17 protein-coding genes and 1 tRNA gene are annotated in these 19,232 nt (G+C 66.5%); 14 read left to right on the plus strand and 4 right to left on the minus strand.

The window, feature by feature from the left end; translation table 11 throughout:
• The first annotated feature begins 1 nt into the window (after position 1).
• Positions 2-1,234: a D-alanyl-D-alanine carboxypeptidase family protein gene (locus AC1M2K_RS14665; protein WP_480241514.1), complete on the plus strand. Its 1,233-nt coding sequence runs from the start codon at positions 2-4 to the stop codon at positions 1,232-1,234.
• 16 nt (positions 1,235-1,250) lie between these two features.
• On the opposite strand, the gene AC1M2K_RS14670 is transcribed toward AC1M2K_RS14665, so the two are convergent.
• On the minus strand, positions 1,251-2,072 hold the full coding sequence (locus AC1M2K_RS14670) for an SGNH/GDSL hydrolase family protein (RefSeq protein ID WP_480241747.1): 822 nt from the start codon (positions 2,070-2,072) through the stop codon (positions 1,251-1,253).
• 118 nt (positions 2,073-2,190) lie between these two features.
• On the opposite strand from AC1M2K_RS14670, the gene AC1M2K_RS14675 reads away from it, so the two are divergent.
• Entirely contained in the window at positions 2,191-4,032 is a 1,842-nt protein-coding gene (locus tag AC1M2K_RS14675; RefSeq protein ID WP_480236421.1) for a DEAD/DEAH box helicase, read from the plus strand.
• Positions 4,033-4,140: 108 nt separating this feature from the next.
• On the opposite strand, the gene AC1M2K_RS14680 is transcribed toward AC1M2K_RS14675, so the two are convergent.
• Positions 4,141-4,224 (minus strand) — tRNA-Leu (locus tag AC1M2K_RS14680).
• Positions 4,225-4,331: 107 nt separating this feature from the next.
• On the opposite strand from AC1M2K_RS14680, the gene AC1M2K_RS14685 reads away from it, so the two are divergent.
• The 3 genes from AC1M2K_RS14685 to mshC are packed head-to-tail and all read left to right on the plus strand — an operon-like array spanning position 4,332 to position 7,831.
• Positions 4,332-5,660, plus strand: a complete 1,329-nt coding sequence (locus tag AC1M2K_RS14685) for a M20/M25/M40 family metallo-hydrolase (protein WP_480241515.1) — start codon at positions 4,332-4,334, stop codon at positions 5,658-5,660.
• Between the two features lie 28 nt (positions 5,661-5,688).
• Positions 5,689-6,543, plus strand: coding sequence for an undecaprenyl-diphosphate phosphatase (locus tag AC1M2K_RS14690; protein WP_480241516.1), 855 nt, complete (start codon positions 5,689-5,691; stop codon positions 6,541-6,543).
• A 40-nt stretch (positions 6,544-6,583) separates the two neighbouring features.
• Positions 6,584-7,831: a cysteine--1-D-myo-inosityl 2-amino-2-deoxy-alpha-D-glucopyranoside ligase gene (gene mshC / locus AC1M2K_RS14695; RefSeq protein WP_480241517.1), complete on the plus strand. Its 1,248-nt coding sequence runs from the start codon at positions 6,584-6,586 to the stop codon at positions 7,829-7,831.
• Positions 7,832-7,838: 7 nt separating this feature from the next.
• Here mshC and AC1M2K_RS14700 read toward each other — a convergent pair whose 3' ends face one another.
• A complete protein-coding gene (locus tag AC1M2K_RS14700; RefSeq protein ID WP_480236417.1) occupies positions 7,839-8,747 on the minus strand; it encodes a proteasome assembly chaperone family protein in 909 nt (302 codons plus the stop codon).
• An 89-nt stretch (positions 8,748-8,836) separates the two neighbouring features.
• Here AC1M2K_RS14700 and AC1M2K_RS14705 point away from each other — a divergent pair, with 89 nt between their 5' ends.
• From AC1M2K_RS14705 to lnt, 9 genes are all read left to right on the plus strand, one after another.
• Positions 8,837-9,520: an HAD family hydrolase gene (locus tag AC1M2K_RS14705; protein WP_480236416.1), complete on the plus strand. Its 684-nt coding sequence runs from the start codon at positions 8,837-8,839 to the stop codon at positions 9,518-9,520.
• Positions 9,517-10,590 carry a tRNA (adenine-N1)-methyltransferase gene (locus AC1M2K_RS14710; RefSeq protein WP_480241518.1) on the plus strand — a complete coding sequence of 358 codons (1,074 nt, stop codon included), beginning with the start codon at positions 9,517-9,519 and terminating at the stop codon, positions 10,588-10,590. Before AC1M2K_RS14705 ends, AC1M2K_RS14710 begins: the two co-directional genes overlap by 4 nt.
• Positions 10,591-10,643: 53 nt before the next feature.
• Complete coding sequence (locus AC1M2K_RS14715) at positions 10,644-11,576, plus strand: FKBP-type peptidyl-prolyl cis-trans isomerase (RefSeq protein ID WP_480236414.1); 933 nt, start codon at positions 10,644-10,646, stop codon at positions 11,574-11,576.
• A gap of 36 nt (positions 11,577-11,612) precedes the next feature.
• Entirely contained in the window at positions 11,613-12,653 is a 1,041-nt protein-coding gene (locus AC1M2K_RS14720) for a helix-turn-helix transcriptional regulator (protein WP_480241519.1), read from the plus strand.
• Positions 12,646-13,632, plus strand: a complete 987-nt coding sequence (locus AC1M2K_RS14725) for a helix-turn-helix transcriptional regulator (RefSeq protein WP_480241520.1) — start codon at positions 12,646-12,648, stop codon at positions 13,630-13,632. Before AC1M2K_RS14720 ends, AC1M2K_RS14725 begins: the two co-directional genes overlap by 8 nt.
• A 66-nt stretch (positions 13,633-13,698) precedes the next feature.
• The gene (locus tag AC1M2K_RS14730; RefSeq protein ID WP_480241521.1) at positions 13,699-13,995 is read left to right on the plus strand and encodes a twin-arginine translocase TatA/TatE family subunit; all 297 of its coding nucleotides are present in this window, start codon (positions 13,699-13,701) and stop codon (positions 13,993-13,995) included.
• A 47-nt stretch (positions 13,996-14,042) separates the two neighbouring features.
• Complete coding sequence (tatC, locus tag AC1M2K_RS14735; protein WP_480237338.1) at positions 14,043-14,792, plus strand: twin-arginine translocase subunit TatC; 750 nt, start codon at positions 14,043-14,045, stop codon at positions 14,790-14,792.
• Entirely contained in the window at positions 14,789-17,212 is a 2,424-nt protein-coding gene (locus AC1M2K_RS14740; protein ID WP_480241522.1) for a DEAD/DEAH box helicase, read from the plus strand. Before tatC ends, AC1M2K_RS14740 begins: the two co-directional genes overlap by 4 nt.
• A gap of 35 nt (positions 17,213-17,247) precedes the next feature.
• The gene (lnt, locus tag AC1M2K_RS14745; RefSeq protein ID WP_480241523.1) at positions 17,248-18,810 is read left to right on the plus strand and encodes an apolipoprotein N-acyltransferase; all 1,563 of its coding nucleotides are present in this window, start codon (positions 17,248-17,250) and stop codon (positions 18,808-18,810) included.
• Here the strand turns inward: lnt and AC1M2K_RS14750 are convergent.
• The gene (locus tag AC1M2K_RS14750; RefSeq protein WP_480236408.1) at positions 18,807-19,172 is read right to left on the minus strand and encodes an RNA polymerase-binding protein RbpA; all 366 of its coding nucleotides are present in this window, start codon (positions 19,170-19,172) and stop codon (positions 18,807-18,809) included. The two genes, lnt and AC1M2K_RS14750, sit on opposite strands and share 4 nt — an antisense overlap.
• Positions 19,173-19,232: the final 60 nt, after the last annotated feature.

The following is a 19,232-nucleotide window of genomic DNA, read 5'->3' on the forward strand; positions in this document are numbered from 1 at the left end:
GGTGCCAGACTCCCGCGTTTCCGACCGCAGGCGGGTGTACCGACGCCGGCGTGTGACTGTCTTCGGAATCCTCGCAATCGTCCTTCTCGTACTCGGCTACACCTCGGTCGCCCTGCTTCGCCCCATCCCGGCGAACGCTGCCGAGCTCCCACCCGCCGCCCCGGTCAGCCAGCCGGCGACCGCTCTGGCCTGGCCCGGATTCGGCAACGGCGCGATCGGAGCCGTCGGTATCGACGGCGTCCTCGGCGACCATGGCGTGCAGGAGCCCACACCGATGGCGAGCATCACCAAGACGGTGACCGCCCTCGTCGTCCTCGACAGGATGCCGCTGAAAGCTGGCGAGAACGGACCCGAGCTCACCCTGACGAGCGATGACACCCGCATCTATGCGGAGGTCATCGCAGAGGGCGGCTCGGCAGCGCCCGTCGTGGCTGGTTCGGTGTTCACCGAACGGCAGCTCCTCGAGGCGATGATGCTTCCGTCCGCGAACAACTACAGCATCACGCTGGCCAACTGGGCCTACGGTTCGATGCCAGAGTTCCTCGACGCGGCGAAGGCCTGGCTCGCCGAACACGATCTCGCAGGAACGACCCTCGCCGATTCCAGCGGCCTCAGCAGGAACAGCACGTCGACGCCGGCCGATCTCGTGGCGATCGGCAAGCTCGCCCTCGCTCACCCGGTCCTGTCCGAGGTCGTGCAGGAGCAGTCCGCGGTGCTCCCCGTCATCGGTGAGGTGAAGAACACCAACAAGCTCCTCGGCAGCAACGGGGTGATCGGCCTGAAGACGGGAACCACCCGGGTCGCAGGAGCCTGCCTCCTCTTCGCCGCAGAAGCCACGGTCGGCGACAACACGGTCACCCTCGTCGGGGTGATCCTCGGGGCGCCCAACCACCGCCAGCTGAACGAGGCGATCACCGCGCTGATCGCAAGCACGACGAGCGGATTCCATGACGTGCAACTCGTCGCTCCAGGGGACGCATTCGGCAGCTACACGACGCCGTGGGGCGCGAGCACCGACATCGTTGCCGCCGAGGCGGCCAGCGTCCTGGTCTGGCAGGACACGCCGGTCACCGTGACGCCAGAAGCATCCGCCCTCGAGTTCGGCGAAGACGGACTCGATGTGGGAACCGTGACATTCGGTCACGACGGAGAGAGCATCGTCGTTCCGCTCGAACTGGAAGACGAACTCGTCGGAGCCGACGCCGGCTGGAAGCTCGCCCACCCGTTCGGTTGATCTTCGGCCGGTCGGCTCAGTCCTCGACCCGCGTGTAGCGCTCGGCCAGGGGCCGTTTGGCCGTGATGAAGTCCCCCGAGGACTGGTGGCGGATGCGTCTGACCACCCAGGGCACGAGGTAGGCTCTCGCCCAGACCAGATCGGACGCCCTGGCCTGCCGCCACGTCGACAGCGGCACAGGCTCAGGTTTGAGCGGCTCCAGGTCGTTCTTCACACCGAGCGCTTTGAGCGTCATCCTCGCGACCGTGTGGTGTCCGAGCGGGTTGAAATGCAGACGGTCGGCCGACCACATCCGGCTGTCCTGGACGTCGGTCAGCGACCACAGGTCGGCGACGATGCAATCGTACTTGGCGGCGATCGCGCGGAGGTTCTCGTTGTAGATGGCGACCTTCCCCCGAATCCCCCTGAACACGGGCGAGAATCCCACGTCGACACCGGTGAATATGACGATGGTGGCACGGTCCCTGCTGAGTCTGGCGATGGCATCCTCCATCCGCGCCGCCGTGACGTCGGGGTCAGATCCAGGGCGGATGACGTCGTTGCCGCCTGCCGAGATGGAGATCAGGTCCGGGCGCAGTTCGAGGGCCGGTTCGACTTGCTCGGCGACGATCTGGGCGATCAGCCTGCCACGCACTGCGAGGTTCGCGTAGGCGAAGTCGTCGACATCAAGGGCGAGGACCTCGGCCACTCGGTCTGCCCAGCCCCTGTGGCCGTCGGGCAGGCTCGGTTCGGGGTCGCCGATGCCCTCCGTGAATGAGTCCCCGAGTGCGACGTATCGTGACCACGGGTGGGGGCGCCGATGCGCTTCGAATTCGTCGATCGGGCTGTAGCTGTTCAGGTGATGTGTGTTGTCGTTCACGACTTTCCTTCCATCCGGGCGAGCCTACCCCCGGCCGCCACGCCAGGGCACCCCCTGCGTTTGGGTCACCAGATGACCTCAGGTAGATTACCGTCAAGTGAGTACAGAGATCTTTTCGGGGGAGCGGGCGAGCGTGGATGCCCCATCGACCCCACGGATCGGTACCTCCGCCGCCGAACACCTCTCGCCGTCGTTCCCTGAACGTGCCGCATGGGGAACCGTCTCCAAACTGCGCGCCTGGCAGGAAGAGGCGATCGAGTCCTACTTCACGACTGAGCCTCGCGACTTCCTCGCCGCAGCGACACCGGGGGCAGGAAAGACGACGTTCGCTCTGCGACTCGCCGCGGAACTGCTGGCGCGCCGCACGGTCGACAGGATCACCGTCGTCGCGCCCACCGAACACCTGAAGAAGCAGTGGGCGGACGCTGCACACCGGGCAGGCATCCGCCTGGACCCCACCTTCACGAACGCTGCAGGGCGATACGGCCGGCACTACCACGGCGTCGTCGTCACCTATGCGCAGGTAGCTGTCCGCGCAGCGCTGCACCGGGACATCACGGAGTCGTCGAAGACCCTCGTGATCCTGGACGAAGTGCACCACGGAGGGGATGCACTCAGCTGGGGTGACGCGATCCGCGAGGCCTTCGAATCCGCCACCCGCCGGCTGTCCCTCACGGGGACCCCGTTCCGGTCGGACACGGCGCCGATCCCGTTCGTGTCCTACCTCCCGGACAAGCAGGGTATTCGCACCTCGCTCACCGACTACAACTACGGCTACGGTCGCGCCCTGGCCGACGGCGTCGTCCGTCCAGTCATGTTCATGGTCTACGCCGGGCACATGCGGTGGAAGACCAAGGCCGGCGACGAGATGGAAGCCCGCCTCGGCGAGGGCAACACGAAGGACATCACCTCACAGGCCTGGCGCACCGCACTCGACCCGAAGGGGGAGTGGATCCCGCAGGTGCTGCAGGCCGCCGACAGGCGCCTCAGCGAGGTCAGGCACGGCATCCCGGATGCCGGTGGTCTCGTCATCGCGACCGACCAGACCGCCGCACGGGCGTACGCCGCGATCCTCAAGGACATCACCGGAGAGAGCCCGACGGTGGTTCTCTCCGACGAGAAGGAGTCCAGCGACAGGATCGACGAATTCTCCGCGGGGGACAGCCGGTGGATGGTCGCCGTCAGAATGGTGAGTGAGGGAGTCGACGTACCAAGGCTCGCCGTCGGCGTCTACGCAACGAGCGCGTCGACCCCGCTGTTCTTCGCCCAGGCCATCGGCAGGTTCGTGCGGGCACGCCGTCGGGGTGAGACGGCATCCGTCTTCCTGCCGAACGTTCCCAGCCTGATGGCCCTGGCCACCCAGCTCGAGTTGGAGCGGGACCACGCGCTCGACCGGAAGAGCGACGGCGAGGGCGAAGGGGACATGTGGAACCCCGAGGACGCCATGGTCGCGGAGGCCAACCGCGAGTCGAAGGCCTCAGAATCACTTCTGGGGGAGTTCGCCTACGAGGCGATGTCCTCGACGGCCACCTTCGACCGCGTCGTCTACGACGGCGACGAGTTCGGTCAGTACGCCGAACCGGGGACGGACGAGGAACTCGACTTCATCGGGCTGCCAGGGCTGCTCGAGCCCGACCAGGTGCACGAACTCCTCAAGCAGCGGCAGGCTCGGCAGGCGAAGCGGTCATCGACGAAGCCGCAGCCGCCGGTCGCCCCGGACGCCGACGTCCCTCCGCCGCTGTACCGAACGCTCAAAGAACAGCGCAGCCTCCTCAACAGCCTCGTCGGGCTGTATGCGAAGACGACCGGCGAGCCGCACGGCCTGGTCCACGCAGAGCTCCGCCGGATGTGTGGAGGGCCGGCCGTGCAGCAGGCCAGTGTCACCCAACTGCAGTCCAGGATCGAATGGCTGCGGAAACGGATGAGCGGCAGGCGCTGACCATCGTGGGCGATCCGCCCACGATCGCGCATTCGCCGGCTGACCCGGCTTAAACAGCGAAGAGCCGGACCATTTCTGGTCCGGCTCTTCTACTGTCTCAACACAGTGTGCGCGAAGGGGGACTTGAACCCCCACGCCCGTAAGGGCACTAGCACCTCAAGCTAGCGCGTCTGCCATTTCCGCCACCCGCGCATGTGTTCCAGCAGCCAATATTTCTGCTGCCGAGGTAAGACTTTAGCACGATTTTCGGACGCTGTTTTCCACCTCACACAAACGGACGGGACGGTAGCGTGGTGAGCATGCTTTCCGCAGACGCGACCCCTCCAGAGACCGACGCCACCCTCGATGAGACCGTGCGCGTGGCGCGCGACCTCATCCGCATCGACACCACAAATTACGGCGAGGGACGCTCGAAAGGCGAGACCGCCGCAGCCGAATACGTGGCCTCATACCTGCGCGACCTCGGCCTGGAACCGCAGCTGTTCGACTCAGAGCCCGGCCGTACGAGCGTGATCGCCCGGGTCGCAGGCCGCGACAGCAGCAAGGGCGCCCTCGTCGTGCACGGCCACCTCGACGTCGTCCCCGCTGACGCCGCCAACTGGAGCGTCGACCCGTTCGGCGGGGAGATCCGCGACGGGATGCTGTGGGGCCGCGGCGCCGTCGACATGAAGAACATGGACGCCATGATCCTTACGGCCGTCGCCGAGCTGCTCCGCGCGGGGGAGCAACCGGCCCGCGACCTGATCCTGGCCTTCTTCGCCGACGAGGAGAACGGCGGTGTGTACGGCTCGCACTACCTCGTCGAGAACCACCCTGAACTCTTCGACGGAGCGACGGAGGCGATCAGCGAGGTCGGCGGCTACTCGATCTCGATCGACGGCAAACGGGCGTATCTCGTGCAGACAGGCGAGAAAGCGCTCCTCTGGGTGAAACTCATCGCGCGGGGCCCTGCGGCACACGGTTCCCGTGTCGTCCGAGAGAACGCCGTCACCAGACTCGCGGAGGCTGTCGCGGTCATCGGTCGGCAGGACTGGCCGATCCGGCTCACCGCGACCACGACAGCCCTCCTCGGGGAGGTCGCCCGCATCCTCGGCGTCGAGCCGCAGACGCTCGGCCCTGACGAACTCGCCCTCGCGACCGGCACTGCATCCGGTTTCATCCAGGCCTCGCTCCGGACAACGACGAACCCGACCGTCCTCACCGCCGGTTACAAGCACAACGTCATCCCGGACATGGCGGAGGCTCTCGTCGACATCCGCTCCCTCCCCGGCGAAGAGGATGCCGTCCTCGCGGCCGTCCAGGAACTCATCGGCCCAGACATCGAGATCGAGATCCTCCACCGTGACGTCGGCCTGGAGAACGACTTCTCCGGACCGCTCATCGACGCGATCTGCTCGACCCTCGCCGACCACGACCCCGGCGCAGACGTTCTGCCCTACCTGCTGCCCGCAGGGACGGACAACAAGGCGCTGTCGCTCCTCGGCATCACCGGGTACGGCTTCGCCCCGCTGCGGCTGCCGGAGGACCTCGATTTCCCGGCCATGTTCCATGGCGTCGACGAACGCGTTCCGCTCGACGCATTAGTCTTTGGCAGGCAGGTCCTCACCGACCTCCTCCGCAGCTATTGACACCCAAACGGCAGGATCGACTACACCCGTGGACCTTCTCAACGCGATCATCCTCGGCCTGGTACAGGGCCTGACCGAGTTCCTCCCGGTTTCATCGAGCGCCCACCTGCGCATCGTCGGGGAGTTCCTCGGCACAGGCGAAGACCCTGGCGCCCGCTTCACGGCGATCACCCAGATCGGCACCGAACTGGCCGTCATCATCCTGTTCTGGGGTGACATCGTCCGCATCATCCGTGCCTGGTTCCGTTCCCTCGCCGGCAAGGTCCCGCGCAACGACCCCGATGCCAGGATGGGCTGGCTGATCATCATCGGCTCGCTGCCGATCGTCATCCTCGGGCTTCTCTTCCAGGACCAGATCGAGACCACGTTCCGGTCGCTCTGGTTCACTGCCTCGATGCTCATCGGTTTCGGCCTCCTGCTCGGGCTCGCCGACTGGGTGGGCCGCAAAAACCTCAAACTCCAGAACCTCGGCTACCGCGACGGCATCATCTTCGGTTTCGCGCAGGCCCTCGCACTCATCCCGGGGGTGTCCCGCTCCGGCGGCACCATCACCGCGGGACTGTTCCTCGGCTACGAGCGGTCCGCAGCAGCGCGGTACGCGTTCCTGCTCGCCATCCCCGCCGTTCTCGGCAGCGGCTTCTACCAGGTCTACAAGTCGGTCGCATCGCCCTGCGTCGATGGCGCCACGAACTGTACGCCCGAAATCTACGGCCCGCTGGAAACCCTCGTCGCCACGGTCGTCGCGTTCTTCGTCGCCCTCGTCGTCATCAAGTTCTTCATGAACTACATCTCGAAGCGGAGCTTCCTGCCGTTCGTGATCTACCGGATCGTCCTCGGCCTCATCATCTTCGTCCTGCTCGGGACCGGCGTCCTCTCGGCCTGACGCGTCCTCGGCACGCTGCCGGCCGGTTTAGGCTGGGACAGTGAAGGCATGGAGCAAACCCGAGATTCCGACCCTTCCAGGACTCTCAGCGGCGCCGTGCATCTATGACACGGCCACGCGCGGGCTCGTGGAGGCGCACACCGGTGACACCGCACGGATCTATGTCTGCGGCATCACGCCGTACGACGCCACGCACATGGGCCACGCGGCGACCTACCTTGCCTACGACACCCTGCAGAGGGTGTGGCTCGACGCCGGCCTCGACGTGCACTTCGCCCAGAACGTCACCGACATCGACGACCCGCTGCTCGAACGTGCAGCTGCGACCGGAGTGGACTGGCGCGAACTCGCCGCCAGCCAGGTCGAACTGTTCCGCGGCGACATGGAAGCGCTCAGCATCCTCCCGCCAGAGGACTACGTCGCCGTGACCGAGGTCCTCGACGAGATCGCTGAGGCCGTCCGCCGGCTCGTCGCCGCCGGTGTCGCCTACGAGGTGCCGACACCGGAGAGCCCGGCAGGGTCCGACATCTACTTCGACAGCGCCGCAGCCGCAGCGATGAGCCCGTGGGCCCTCGGAGAGGTCAGCAACCTCGACGCCGAGACCATGGCACGATTCTTCCGTGAACGTGGGGGAGACCCCGACCGCGCGGGCAAGCGGGACACCCTCGACCCGCTGCTCTGGCGAGCGGCCCGCGACGACGAGCCGTCCTGGGCGAGTGTCGTCGGCTCCGGACGTCCCGGCTGGCACATCGAGTGCTCCGTCATCGCCCTGATGGAACTCGGTCGCGACTTCACCGTGCAGGGTGGTGGATCCGATCTCATCTTCCCGCACCACGAAATGAGCGCTGGGCACGCCGCAGCTCTGAGCGGGCATCCGCTGGCGCGGGTGTACAGCCACACCGGCATGGTCGCCTACAAGGGCGAGAAGATGTCGAAGTCGCTCGGCAACCTCGTGCTCGTGTCCCGGCTCGTCGAGTCCGGCATCGACGCGCGCGCCATCCGCCTGACCCTGCTCGCGCACCACTACCGCTCGGACTGGGAATGGACGGATGCCGCACTTGCGACCGCGCAGGACCGCCTGGCCCGGTGGAGCGCAGCGCTCGGCGACGGGACGGCTGCAGGACCTGCCTCCGCCGTCGATGCCCTCGCCAGGCTCCGCGAAGCGCTGCGCATCGACCTCGACAGCCCGAAAGCCCTCAGCGTGATCGACTCAGCCGTCGCCGCAGGGGTCGACGACCCTGCACTGCTCCAGCGGGCCGTGCACGCCCTGCTCGGCGTCGTGCTCTGACCGACGGCTAGCGGGGTGTCGGCGGTTCGTTCCTGCCGTCGCCCTTGCCGTCCGCCGAGCGGCGCAGGTACCGCTCGAACTCCTTGGCGATGGCCTCGCCGCTCGCCTCAGGCGATTCCACCGTGTCCCTGGCCTGCTCCAACTGACGGATGTATGCAGCCATGTCTTCGTCTTCGCCGGCGAGGGCATCGATGCCCTGCTCCCATTCGCTGGCCTCCTCGACGAGGTCACCGCGGGGGATGACGACGTCGACGATCTCCTCGAGCTTGTCGATGAGGGCGAGAACCGCCTTCGGCGACGGCGCGTTGTGCACGTAATGGGGAACGGACGCCCAGATGGCGAGCGTCGGAATGCCCGCGTCCTCCGCTGCCTCGGCGAGGACACTGAGGATCCCGACGGGACCCTCGTACATGCTCCGCTCGATCTGCAGCTCTGACCGGACCTCGGGGTTCTCGCTCGACGCGAAGATCGAGATCGGCCGTGTGTGCGGAACATCGGCGAGCATCGCGCCGAGGAACACCACGGCGGAGATGTCCGCGGTGAGCGCCGCGTCGACGATCTCGGCGGTGAACGCCTTCCAGCTGCGTGAGGGCTCCACGCCGACGAGGAGGTACACGTTGCCGCCGTTGTCCCCAGAGACGCTGAGTTCGGCGTCGTCGGCAAGAGGGGCGACAGGGGATTGCGGGGCAGACGGACCGTAGAGGGTGGCCGTCGGCCAGGTCAGCCGGCGTCTGGAATCATCATCGACGCCGATGACCGGCCGGTTGAACTGGTAGTCGTAGTACAACTCGGGATCGAGTTCGAGCACAGGAGCGACGTCGAGTTGTTCCTGCAGCACACGGACGGCACCGGTAGCCGCTTCTCCGGCGTCGTTCCAGCCCTCGAACGCGACAACCAGCAGTCGACCCTTCAGCAAGAGCTCCCCAATCCGTGGATCCACCCGCGCCAGGTGCGAGGGTTCATCCAAGAATAGGCGCAGTCCGCCACCGGGTAGCATTGAAACCCGTGACTACACAGCTTCCCGCCGCCGTCCTCTGGGATATGGACGGCACTCTCGTCGATACCGAACCGTATTGGATCTCCTCGGAGACGGATCTCGTCGAGTCCTTCGGCCACACCTGGACCTACGAGGATGCCATGACCCTCGTCGGGTCAGGACTCTGGGAGTCCGCGCGGGTCCTGCAGTCGCACGGCGTCGATATGACCGAGGACGACATCGTCCACCACCTCACCTCCCGGGTGCAGGACCGGCTGGCCCGCGACGGCGTCCCGTTCCGGCCAGGGGCGCGCGAACTGCTCGAAGAGCTCCGCGGCCTCGGCGTGAAGACCGCCCTCGTCACCATGTCGATCCGGTCGATGGCCGAACAGGTCGTCGGGCACCTCGGCTTCGACGGCTTCGACCTCCTCGTCACCGGCGACGAAGTCGAACACCCCAAACCTCACCCGGAACCGTACCTCCGCGCAGCCGAACTCCTCGGAGTCCCGATCGCCGAGTGCGTGGCCATCGAGGATTCCCGGGCCGGGCTGGCATCCGCCGTCGCCTCAGGGGCGATCTCCGTGGCCGTCCCGCACGCCGTGAGCATCCCCGAGGCGTCCACCCACACCATCTGGCCGACCCTGGCCGGCAGAACCAGCACCGACCTGGCGGCCCTGGTCGCCGCCGGCCGAAGCGAAGGAACCCCACGATGACCGAATCGATCGACGCCGAGCGTCCCGTTGACGAATGCCCGCAGAACTCCGGGCCGTTCCGCGTGGGCGACCGGGTGCAGCTCACCGGCCCGAAGGGCAAGCGCAACACCATCACGCTCGAGCACGGCAAGGAATTCCACACCCACCGCGGCATCGTCGGGCACGACAGCATCATCGGGCTCCCGGACGGCTCGGTCATCACCACGAGCGACGGCATCGAATATCTGGCTCTCCGGCCGCTGCTCGTCGACTTCGTCATGTCCATGCCGCGCGGCGCTGCCATCATCTACCCGAAGGATGCCGCCCAGATCGTCGGTCAGGCGGACATCTTCCCCGGAGCGACCGTCGTGGAGGCGGGCGTCGGCTCTGGGGCTCTGTCACTGTGGCTGCTGCGTGCCATCGGACCGACCGGGCGGCTGGAGTCCTTCGAACGCCGAGACGAATTCGCCGAGGTGGCGAGGGGCAACGTCGCCACCTTCTTCGGCTACGACCCGGAGAACTGGCGGGTCTCCGTCGGTGACCTCACCGAGACCCTCCCGCACACGGTCGAACCGGAATCGGTCGACCGCGTCGTCCTTGACATGCTCGCCCCGTGGGAGTGCATCGACGAGTGTGCGACGGCGATGAAGCCGGGAGGGGTCCTGCTCTGCTACGTGGCGACCGTCACCCAGCTCTCCCGTGTCGCCGAGGCGATTCGGGTGACGGGCCGGTTCACCAACCCCGACTCCAACGAGACGATCGTCAGGGGCTGGCACGTCGAAGGACTCGCCGTGCGGCCCGACCACCGCATGATCGGCCACACCGGCTTCCTCATCACCGCCCGCAGGCTCGCCCACGGTGCCGTCCTGCCCGAGCTGAAGCGCCGGCCGAGCAAGTCCGACTTCAGCGACGAGGACGTCGAGCTGTGGACCCCCGGTGCTCTCGGCGAACGGAACGTGAGCGCCAAGATCCTGCGCAAGCGGGTCCGCACCGCCAACAACTCCGCTCAGCTCAGCCGCTCCCGCACCTTCGACGACGCGCCGGATGCCGTGGACGACGCCGCGGAACCCGACGGCACCCTGACCGACTAAAATAGCCACGCGACCTCGTCGCATCCGCCCTCCCAGCATCGAAGAGAGATCCCGTGCGCAAGGCACCTGTACTGCTCCTGTCCGCCGGCCTGTTGACGGCCGCCCTCACCGGCTGCGCGCCTTCTGCTGCGGATGCCTGCGAGTCGACGACTCCCGACGGGAAGGCTTCGCAGCTCATCACCGTGACCGGTGACTTCGGTTCGGCCCCGACGGTGGACATCCCGACGCCGCTGAAGGCGAAGCAGACCGAGCGCACTGTCGTGACCGAGGGCGACGGAACCGTCATCGACGGCGACCAGCTCGTGAAGATGAGCTTCGCGCTCTACAACGGCACGACGGGTGAAGCCATCGAGCAGGCCGCGTACACCGACCCCGCGGTCTACCTCCCGTCGCAGTTGCTTCCAGGCATGACCGAGAGCCTGCAATGCGCGACGGTCGGCTCACGCATCGCCGTAGCCATGCCGAGCGCGGACGCATTCGGCGCAGACGGCGCAGCCGCAGGCCTCGGCGAAGACGACTCGATCATCATGGTCGCCGACATCACGGACGCTTTCCTGGCCAAGGCGAACGGGGCAGACCGCCCGATCGTCGAACCGGGGTTCCCGTCGGTGGTGACCGCTGCGGACGGCACCCCAGGACTCACCATCCCCAAGTCCGACCCGCCGACCGATCTCAAGGTCGCGGTACTCAAGGAGGGCGACGGCGATGAGGTGACCACGAGCAACTCGATGGTCGTCCACTACACCGGCGTGCTCTGGAAAGAGCGGACCGTCTTCGATTCGTCATGGGAGAAGGGCGTTCCGACGGTCTTCACCGCAGACGCGATCGTCCCGGGCCTGGCGACGGCCCTCGTCGGCCAGAAGGTCGGGTCGCAGGTCCTCGTCGTGATCCCGCCGAAGCTCGCATACGGCGACCAGGCGAGCGGCGCCGTACCGGCGGGTTCGACCCTGGTGTTCGTCGTCGACATCCTCGGCACCATCTCCTGACCGTCCCAGCGCCTGCCGCGCAACTAGGATGAAGTCGTGTCAGAACCCACCGAAGCAGCAGCGCAGCGCGTCGCCGTCGAGGAACGTCTCTTCAGCCTCGTCCTCGCCCTGCTCGCGACCGAGCAGGGCCTGACGAAGTCGGAGATCCTCTCGACGGTGCAGGGGTATCGGCAGCGCTATTCGAGTTCGGGTGGCAACGCCAGCCTCGAGCGCCAGTTCGAGCGCGACAAGGATGACATCCGCGAACTCGGCATCCCGCTCGAGACCGTCGAGTCGCCAGGGGACCCCGGCAACAATCAGCTCACCCGCTATCGCATTCCCAAGGGGGAATACGATCTACCCAAGGAGCTCACTTTCTCGCCCGCTGAGATCGCGATGCTGTCGCTGGCCGCGACGGTGTGGCGCCAGGGCTCGTTGTCGGACGAGTCGCACCGCGCCATCCTGAAGCTGCGGTCCCTCGGAATCGAGTCGGATGAACCGGTGATCGGATACGCCCCGCGGGTTCGGATCAGGGAGAGTGCTTTCGAGCCGCTCAGGCAGGCACTCGACCTCAACAGCGTCGTCGAGTTCCCGTACCTCAAGCCGGGCGAGTCCCGCGCCAGGACCCGAACGGTGGCACCCCTTGCCCTCGTCCAGCATCACGGCCGCTGGCACCTCTCTGCCCACGACCTCACCGTCGACGACGGGCGCACCTTCCTGCTGTCCAGGATCGTCGGGCCCGTCGTGCCGGTGAAGCGCACCTGGAAGCGCAGCGAGAGCGGCGGCTACGCCGAGAAGTCACTCAACGACCTCGACGCACTCTGGGCGTCGCAACGCGCCGTCATCCGGGTGGAGCCGGGAACGGATGCCGCAACCCGGCTCGCCAAGCGGGCTTCGGCCTCCTCCGACGACACCCTCGAACTCCACTACACCGACGTCGATGTGCTCGCAGACGAACTCGCCGCATTCGGCCCTGAGGTCCTCGTCGAGTCCCCACGCCGACTCGTCGACGCGGTGATCGCCCGCCACGTGAAGACCGTCCGCTCGCACCGCGGCCGGTCGGGCACCGGATCACTGACGGGGGAGAACCGTGGCTAAAGCTGCACTGCACGCACGGGACAAACTGGCATTCCTGCTCTCCCTCGTCCCGTACCTGATGGACCACGGGCACGTCTCCGTCGCTGAGGCGGCCAGACACTTCGGGGTGGACGAGGAGCTGATCCGGGAATCGGTGCGCCTCATCGCCGTCTCAGGGGTACCGGGGGAGACCAGCTCGTACCAGCACGAAGACCTGTTCGACATCGACTGGGACCTGTTCGAGGACAGCGACGAGATCGTCATCACCCATCTCGTGGCCATCGACGACTCGCCCCGGTTCTCCGCCCGTGAAGCCGCTGCGCTCATCGCCGGCCTGCAGTACCTCTCTTCGCTGCCCGAGCAGGCCGACCGTGACGTGCTCGGATCCCTGATGTCCAAGCTCGCCCGCGGCTCGAGCGGCAGGCCGAGCGAGGTCGCCGTCGGTTCGAGTGAGGTCGACAGCACCCTGTCCCGCATCCGCGACTCGGTCGCCGCAGGGCACAGGATCGAGTTCGACTACCTCAACTCCAGGGGCGAGGCCGAGAAACGCCGCGTCGACCCCCTCCGCATCCAGTCGCTCGACCAGGACTGGTACCTCAGGGGATGGGATCACCTCCGCCAGGCCGTGCGGACATTCCGGCTCGACAGGATGAGCAACCTCGTGGCGACCGACGAGCGGATCAGCCATCACGCCGGGGAGGTGGCTCTCACAGACAGCCTGTTCGAGAGCTCGGACACGGATCTCGCCGTGGTCGTCGAGCTGGCGGACGATGCGATCGGCATGATCGCCGAATACGTCACGACGGATGCCCCGGTGCACGGCAGGAACGGGCGGTCGCGGGTCACCCTTCATGTCGCCCACCACCACGGACTGAAGCGGCTCATCGCCGGCCTTTCCGGTGTCGTCACTGTCATCGGGCCCGACACGGCGCGTGCGCGCGTGGCTGACTGGGCGCAGGCGGCCCTCGACCGCTACGCTGAACGAGTTGACGAGCAATGAGGCACGCGACATCCGGAAATCCACTGTAAACTGAGCCGGATACACGACTGACTAGAAGGACACATCATGGGAATCTTTGGCAACCTCACGGGATGGCACCTGCTCGTCATCGTGTTCCTGGTGCTTCTGTTGTTCGGTGCTCCCAAGCTGCCCGGTCTGGCGAAGAGCGTCGGACAGTCGATGAAGATCTTCAAGGCTGAGATCAAGACCGACAAAGACAAGGACAAAGTCGACGACGCCACCGGCACTCCCGTGACCCCGGTGACTCCGGCAGCGACCATCGACACGACCCCTGCGCCCAACGAGCAGTCGGCCGGAGTGAACCCGACCACGGGTGCCCCCGGGTCCCAGACGAAACCGTAGGGTTCGTGGCCGCCCGTATCAAACAGGGCAGGAACGCCGAAGGCCGGATGTCGCTCGGTGCGCACCTGGTCGAGCTGCGCAAACGCCTGTTCATCAGCGCCATCGGCATCGTCGCCGCCATGATCATCGGCTTCGTCGTCTCCGACTTCGCCATTTCGGCCATGGCCGCCCCGATCACCGAGATCGCGGAGGGCCGAGGGCAGGCGCTGCTCAACTTCGACAACGTCACCGGGGCTTTCGACCTGCGCATGAAGGTCGCGTTCACCATCGGCATCGTCATCTCCAGCCCGATCTGGCTCTATCAGATCTGGGCATTCCTGGTGCCCGGGCTGACCCGCAAGGAGATCGGCTACGCCCTGGGCTTTATGCTCAGCGCTGTGCCGCTGTTCCTCGCCGGTTGCGCTGCGGGCTGGATGGTCATGCCGCACATCGTCGAGCTGATGGTCGGATTCACGCCGGCCGACGCGTCCAACTTCTTCAACGCCGGCGTCTACTTCGACTTCGTGCTCAAGCTCGTGCTTGCCGTCGGGATCGCGTTCGTCGTCCCCGTCTTCCTCGTCCTGCTGAACTTCGTCGGCGTGCTGAGCGCCAAGACGATCATCAAGTCGTGGCGGGTCGCCGTCCTGGTGATCGCACTGTTCTGCGCCGTCGCCACACCGGCTGCCGATGTCATCTCGATGTTCATCCTCGCCGTCCCGATGGTGTTGCTCTACTTCGCCTCCTATGGTGTCGCTTTCCTGCACGACCGCCGCGCCGCGAAGCGCCAGCTCGCATTCGATGCAGAATTGGCGGTGTGACCGTCAATCTTTCCCCCGCGGAGCGTTACGCGGCCGCCCAGCGCAAGACCCCCCTGCTCGACGCGTTCCGCGCGAAGCAGCGATTCGACCTCGACCCGTTCCAGCTCGAGGCCTGTGCGAGCGTCGAGGCAGGCAACAGCGTGCTCGTCGCCGCACCGACCGGGGCAGGGAAGACGATCATCGCCGAGTTCGCGATCTATGCCGCGATGCAGCGCAGCAGGGCGAAGGTCTTCTACACAGCGCCGATGAAGGCGCTGAGCAACCAGAAGTTCAACGAGCTCGTCGCGGAGTACGGTGCCGATTCCGTCGGGCTGCTCACCGGTGACACCAACATCAACGCCAGGGCCCGCATCGTCGTGATGACCACAGAGGTCCTCCGCAACATGCTGTACGCCGACTCCGACCTGCTCGCCGACCTCGCGTACGTCGTCATGGACGAGGTGCACTACCTCGCCGACCGATTCCGCGGCGCCGTCTGGGAAGAAGTCATCATCCACCTCCCACAGGAGGTTCGGATGGTCTCACTCAGCGCGACGGTATCGAACGCCGAGGAGTTCGGGGACTGGCTCCAGGCCGTCCGCGGGCACACGGAGGTCATCGTCTCGGAGGAACGCCCTGTCCCTCTCGATCAGCACGTCCTGATGGGCGGCAAGCTCATCGACCTCTTCGCCGCACCCAGCCTGGCCGAGACCCATTCGGTGAACCCCGAGCTGGTCAGGATGGCGCAATTCGGCGGGCGCACCCTCAACTCGAAGCAGTACAAGGACGTCAGCAGGTACAACGCCAAGCGGGGCCAGCGCACCCAGCAGCGAGTCGACAGGGGGCAGGTGGTCGACCTGCTCGACGAGCACCACCTGCTTCCGGCCATCTTCTTCATCTTCAGCAGGGTCGGATGCGACCAGGCCGTCGCGCAGGTCCTCCGATCGGGCATCCGCCTCACCGAAGCGCACGAGCGCGATGAGATCCGGGAGATCGTCGAAGAGCGCTGTTCGGCGCTGCAGGACGAGGATCTCGGAGTTCTCGGCTATTGGGAGTGGCTGGACGGCCTGGAGCGAGGCATCGCAGCGCATCACGCCGGGATGCTGCCTGCCTTCAAGGAGGTCGTCGAAGAGCTGTTCAGGCGCAAACTCGTCAAAGCGGTCTTCGCCACCGAGACCCTGGCGCTCGGAATCAACATGCCTGCCCGCACCGTCGTCCTCGAGAAGCTCGAGAAGTTCAACGGCGAAGCGCGGGTTCCGATCACCCCGGGGGAGTACACCCAGCTCACCGGGCGCGCGGGGCGTCGCGGGATCGACGTCGAAGGTCACGCGGTCATCGCCTGGCAGGAGGGGCTGCACCCACAGTCGGTGGCATCGCTGGCCTCCCGCAGGAGCTACCCGCTCAACTCCAGCTTCAAGCCCACCTACAACATGGCCGTGAACCTGATCGACCAGTTCGGCCGGGAGCGGAGCAGGGAGATCCTCGAGTCCTCGTTCGCCCAGTTCCAGGCGGACAGGGCCGTCGTCGGCATGGCACGCAAGGTTCGCGAGCAGGAAGGGTCCCTCGAAAAGTACCGCGAAGCGATGACCTGTCACCTGGGCGATTTCGCCGAGTACGCGGGCATCCGTCGCGAACTGACCGACCTCGAACGGAAGAGCACTCACCCTGAACACCAGTCCAGGTCGCAGAACGATCGCCGCCAGCGCCAGCTCGTCTCTCTCCGCAAACGGATGCGCGCGCACCCGTGCCACGGCTGTTCCGATCGCGAGCAGCACGCCAGGTGGGCCGAGCGCTGGTTCACCCTGAAGAGGCAGACCGACCAGCTCAGCCGCCAGATCTCCACCCGCACCGGCGCCGTCGCAAAGATCTTCGACCGCGTCACTGACGTGCTCCTCGAGTACGAGTACCTTCTCCGCGACGAGAACGGCCAGGTCGAGCTGAGCGCCGCCGGGCGCACCCTCAAGCGGATCTACGGCGAACGGGATCTCCTCGTCGCCGAGGCGCTCCGCCGCGGCGTCTGGAACGACCTCGACCCGGCCAGCCTGGCAGCGATGGCGTGCTGCATCGTCTTCGAGCCCCGCAGGGACGAAGGCTCGATCGCCGAAAGGTATCTCCCGAAGGGCGCATTCCGCATCGCTCTCGACAAGACCCAGGACCTGTGGGCGAGGCTAGACGACACCGAGCAGGAGAACCGCCTTCCTGGGAGCGAACCGCTCGCGACCGGGCTGTGCGTCGCGATGCACAAATGGGCGAGAGGCTCGAGCCTCAACGTCGTCCTCACCGAGGCGGATATGGCCGCAGGCGATTTCGTCCGCTGGACCAAGCAGACGATCGACCTGCTCGACCAGCTCTCGATCGTCGCCGACGGGGGAGTGGGCCGAAACGCCCGCAAGGCTCTCGAGGCGATCCGCAGGGGGATCGTCGCATACAGCGCCGTGTGATCAGACACTCAGCCAGGGCAATCTAGGCTGGAGTCGTGACAGCCCCGACGCGCCCGCCGCTCCCGCTCCTCGCCGCCGTGATCGTCGCAGCCGCCTCAGGACCGGTGCTGGACGCCGGTTTCCCCGACAAGGGCATCTGGCCACTCGCCCTCGTCGGCGTCGGTCTCATCCTCGTCGCCCTGATCGGGCGCAGCGCGTGGGGCGCACTGCTCACCGGCTTCATCGCGGGCGTCTCGTTCTACCTCGTTCACATCTCCTGGATCACGCTGTATCTGGGCGACGTCCCGTGGGTCGCACTGTCGGTGCTCGAGTCGATCTTCTTCGCCATCGGCGCCCTCCTTCTCACGCTGGCGTTCCGGTGGATTCCGCGGGTCTGGCCGACCCCGCTGGCCCGAGTGGGCCTCCTTCCGATCGTTGTCGCAGGATTGTGGACCGCACGGGAGGCTCTCGTCAGCACCTGGCCGTACGGCGGGTTCGCCTGGGGCCGCATCGCCCTCAGCCAGTCGGAGAGTCCGTTCGCGCCGCTCGTGGCCTGGATCGGCATCAGCGGGCTGAGCTTCGTGCTGGTCTGGCTCGTCGCATTCCTGATCCAGTTCCTCCGCGAGCCGGAGGTCGCCTTCTGGTCCACCCGCCTGCTCGCTCCCGCGATCGCGGCCGCCCTGCTGATCGCCCTGCCCGCGTGGCCCGTTATCGAGCGCGGCACGTCGACGATCGCGGCCGTCCAGGGCAATGGCAAGGCCGGCTACTTCGACGAGCGGGAACCGGGGGACATCCTCTCCGCCCAGGCGTCGGCGACCCTGCCTCTCGTCGGAACGCAGGTCGACATGATCGTCTGGCCCGAGAACGGGTCTGACCTCGACCCGATGACCGTGCCGCAGGCGGCATCCGTTCTCGACTACCTCGGTGCGCAGACGGGTGCACCGCTGATCGTCGGCACGATCCAGGAACGCGAGGGTCGGTTCTACAACACCTCGCTGCTCTGGAAGTCCGGCGAGGGAGCCGTCGATTTCTACGACAAGAAGCACCCGGTGCCGTTCGGCGAGTACGTTCCTGACCGGGCTTTCTGGGAGCCGTTCGCGCCCGACCTGATCGGGCTCGTCGGTCGCGAATACACGCCGGGAACCCGCGACAACGTGTTCGACGTGAACGGCGTGATCGCGGGGATCTCGATCTGTTTCGACATCGTCGACGACGCCCTGACCCGTGAGGCCGTCGACAGGGGAGCGCAGGTGATCATCGCGCAGACGAACAACGCCGACTTCGGCCGCACCGATGAGAACCAGCAGCAGCTGGCGATCGCTCGGTTGAGGGCGATCGAGTCGTCACGGAGCATCGTGAACATCTCCACCGTCGGCACCAGCCAGATGATCGGCCCTGACGGTGCGACCCTGACCGAGATTCCCGCCTACGAGCCGGGCCACATGGTCTACGACGTTCCACTGGTCAACGACAAGACGCCGGCGATGATCCTCGGCGGGCACATCGAGTCGTTCGTGTCGTACTTCGGCTTGCTCGCTCTCGCGGTCGCCCTGCTCCTGCGCACGAAAAACGGGCGCCAGCACAATGCTGACGCCCGAATCGTGTCGAAGGCGGACTAGGCGCCGATCTTGTTCTGGCCGCGGCGGGCGCGCAGGAACGTCAGTCGTTCCTCGAGAAGCTCCTCGAGCTCATCACGACTGCGGCGTTCGAGCAGCATGTCCCAGTGGGTGCGTGCCTGCTTCTGGTCCGAGCGGTCGATCGTGACCGGCTCAGAACCCACCATGAGCACAGCTTCCGCGCCGCAGTTGCGGCACTCCCAGGTGTCAGGGGCTTCCGCATCGGCGGCGAACATGAGTGCGCTTTCGTGGCTGCACTCCGGGCACAGGTACACCGACCGTGCTCGTTCTGAAAATACGACGCCCTCTTCGCTTTGTAGGCTCTGGGCGCCGAGGCGCATTCCGCGCAAACTACGATCTGCCATTTTATGGTCCCCTCTCGCTCGCTGAGTCCAGTTATAGACCCCCAAGCTGGGGAACGGCTC

Source organism: Mycetocola sp. Y171, from assembly GCF_056713165.1.

What these genes read in the sequence shown, in the direction of transcription:
- AC1M2K_RS14685 (WP_480241515.1), top strand. Translation starts at nt 4,332, where the DNA reads ATGCTTTCCGCAGACGCGACCCCTCCAGAGACCGACGCCACCCTCGAT.
- AC1M2K_RS14750 (WP_480236408.1), bottom strand. Translation starts at nt 19,172, where the DNA reads ATGGCAGATCGTAGTTTGCGCGGAATGCGCCTCGGCGCCCAGAGCCTA.
- AC1M2K_RS14730 (WP_480241521.1), top strand. Translation starts at nt 13,699, where the DNA reads ATGGGAATCTTTGGCAACCTCACGGGATGGCACCTGCTCGTCATCGTG.
- AC1M2K_RS14710 (WP_480241518.1), top strand. Translation starts at nt 9,517, where the DNA reads ATGACCGAATCGATCGACGCCGAGCGTCCCGTTGACGAATGCCCGCAG.
- tatC (WP_480237338.1), top strand. Translation starts at nt 14,043, where the DNA reads ATGTCGCTCGGTGCGCACCTGGTCGAGCTGCGCAAACGCCTGTTCATC.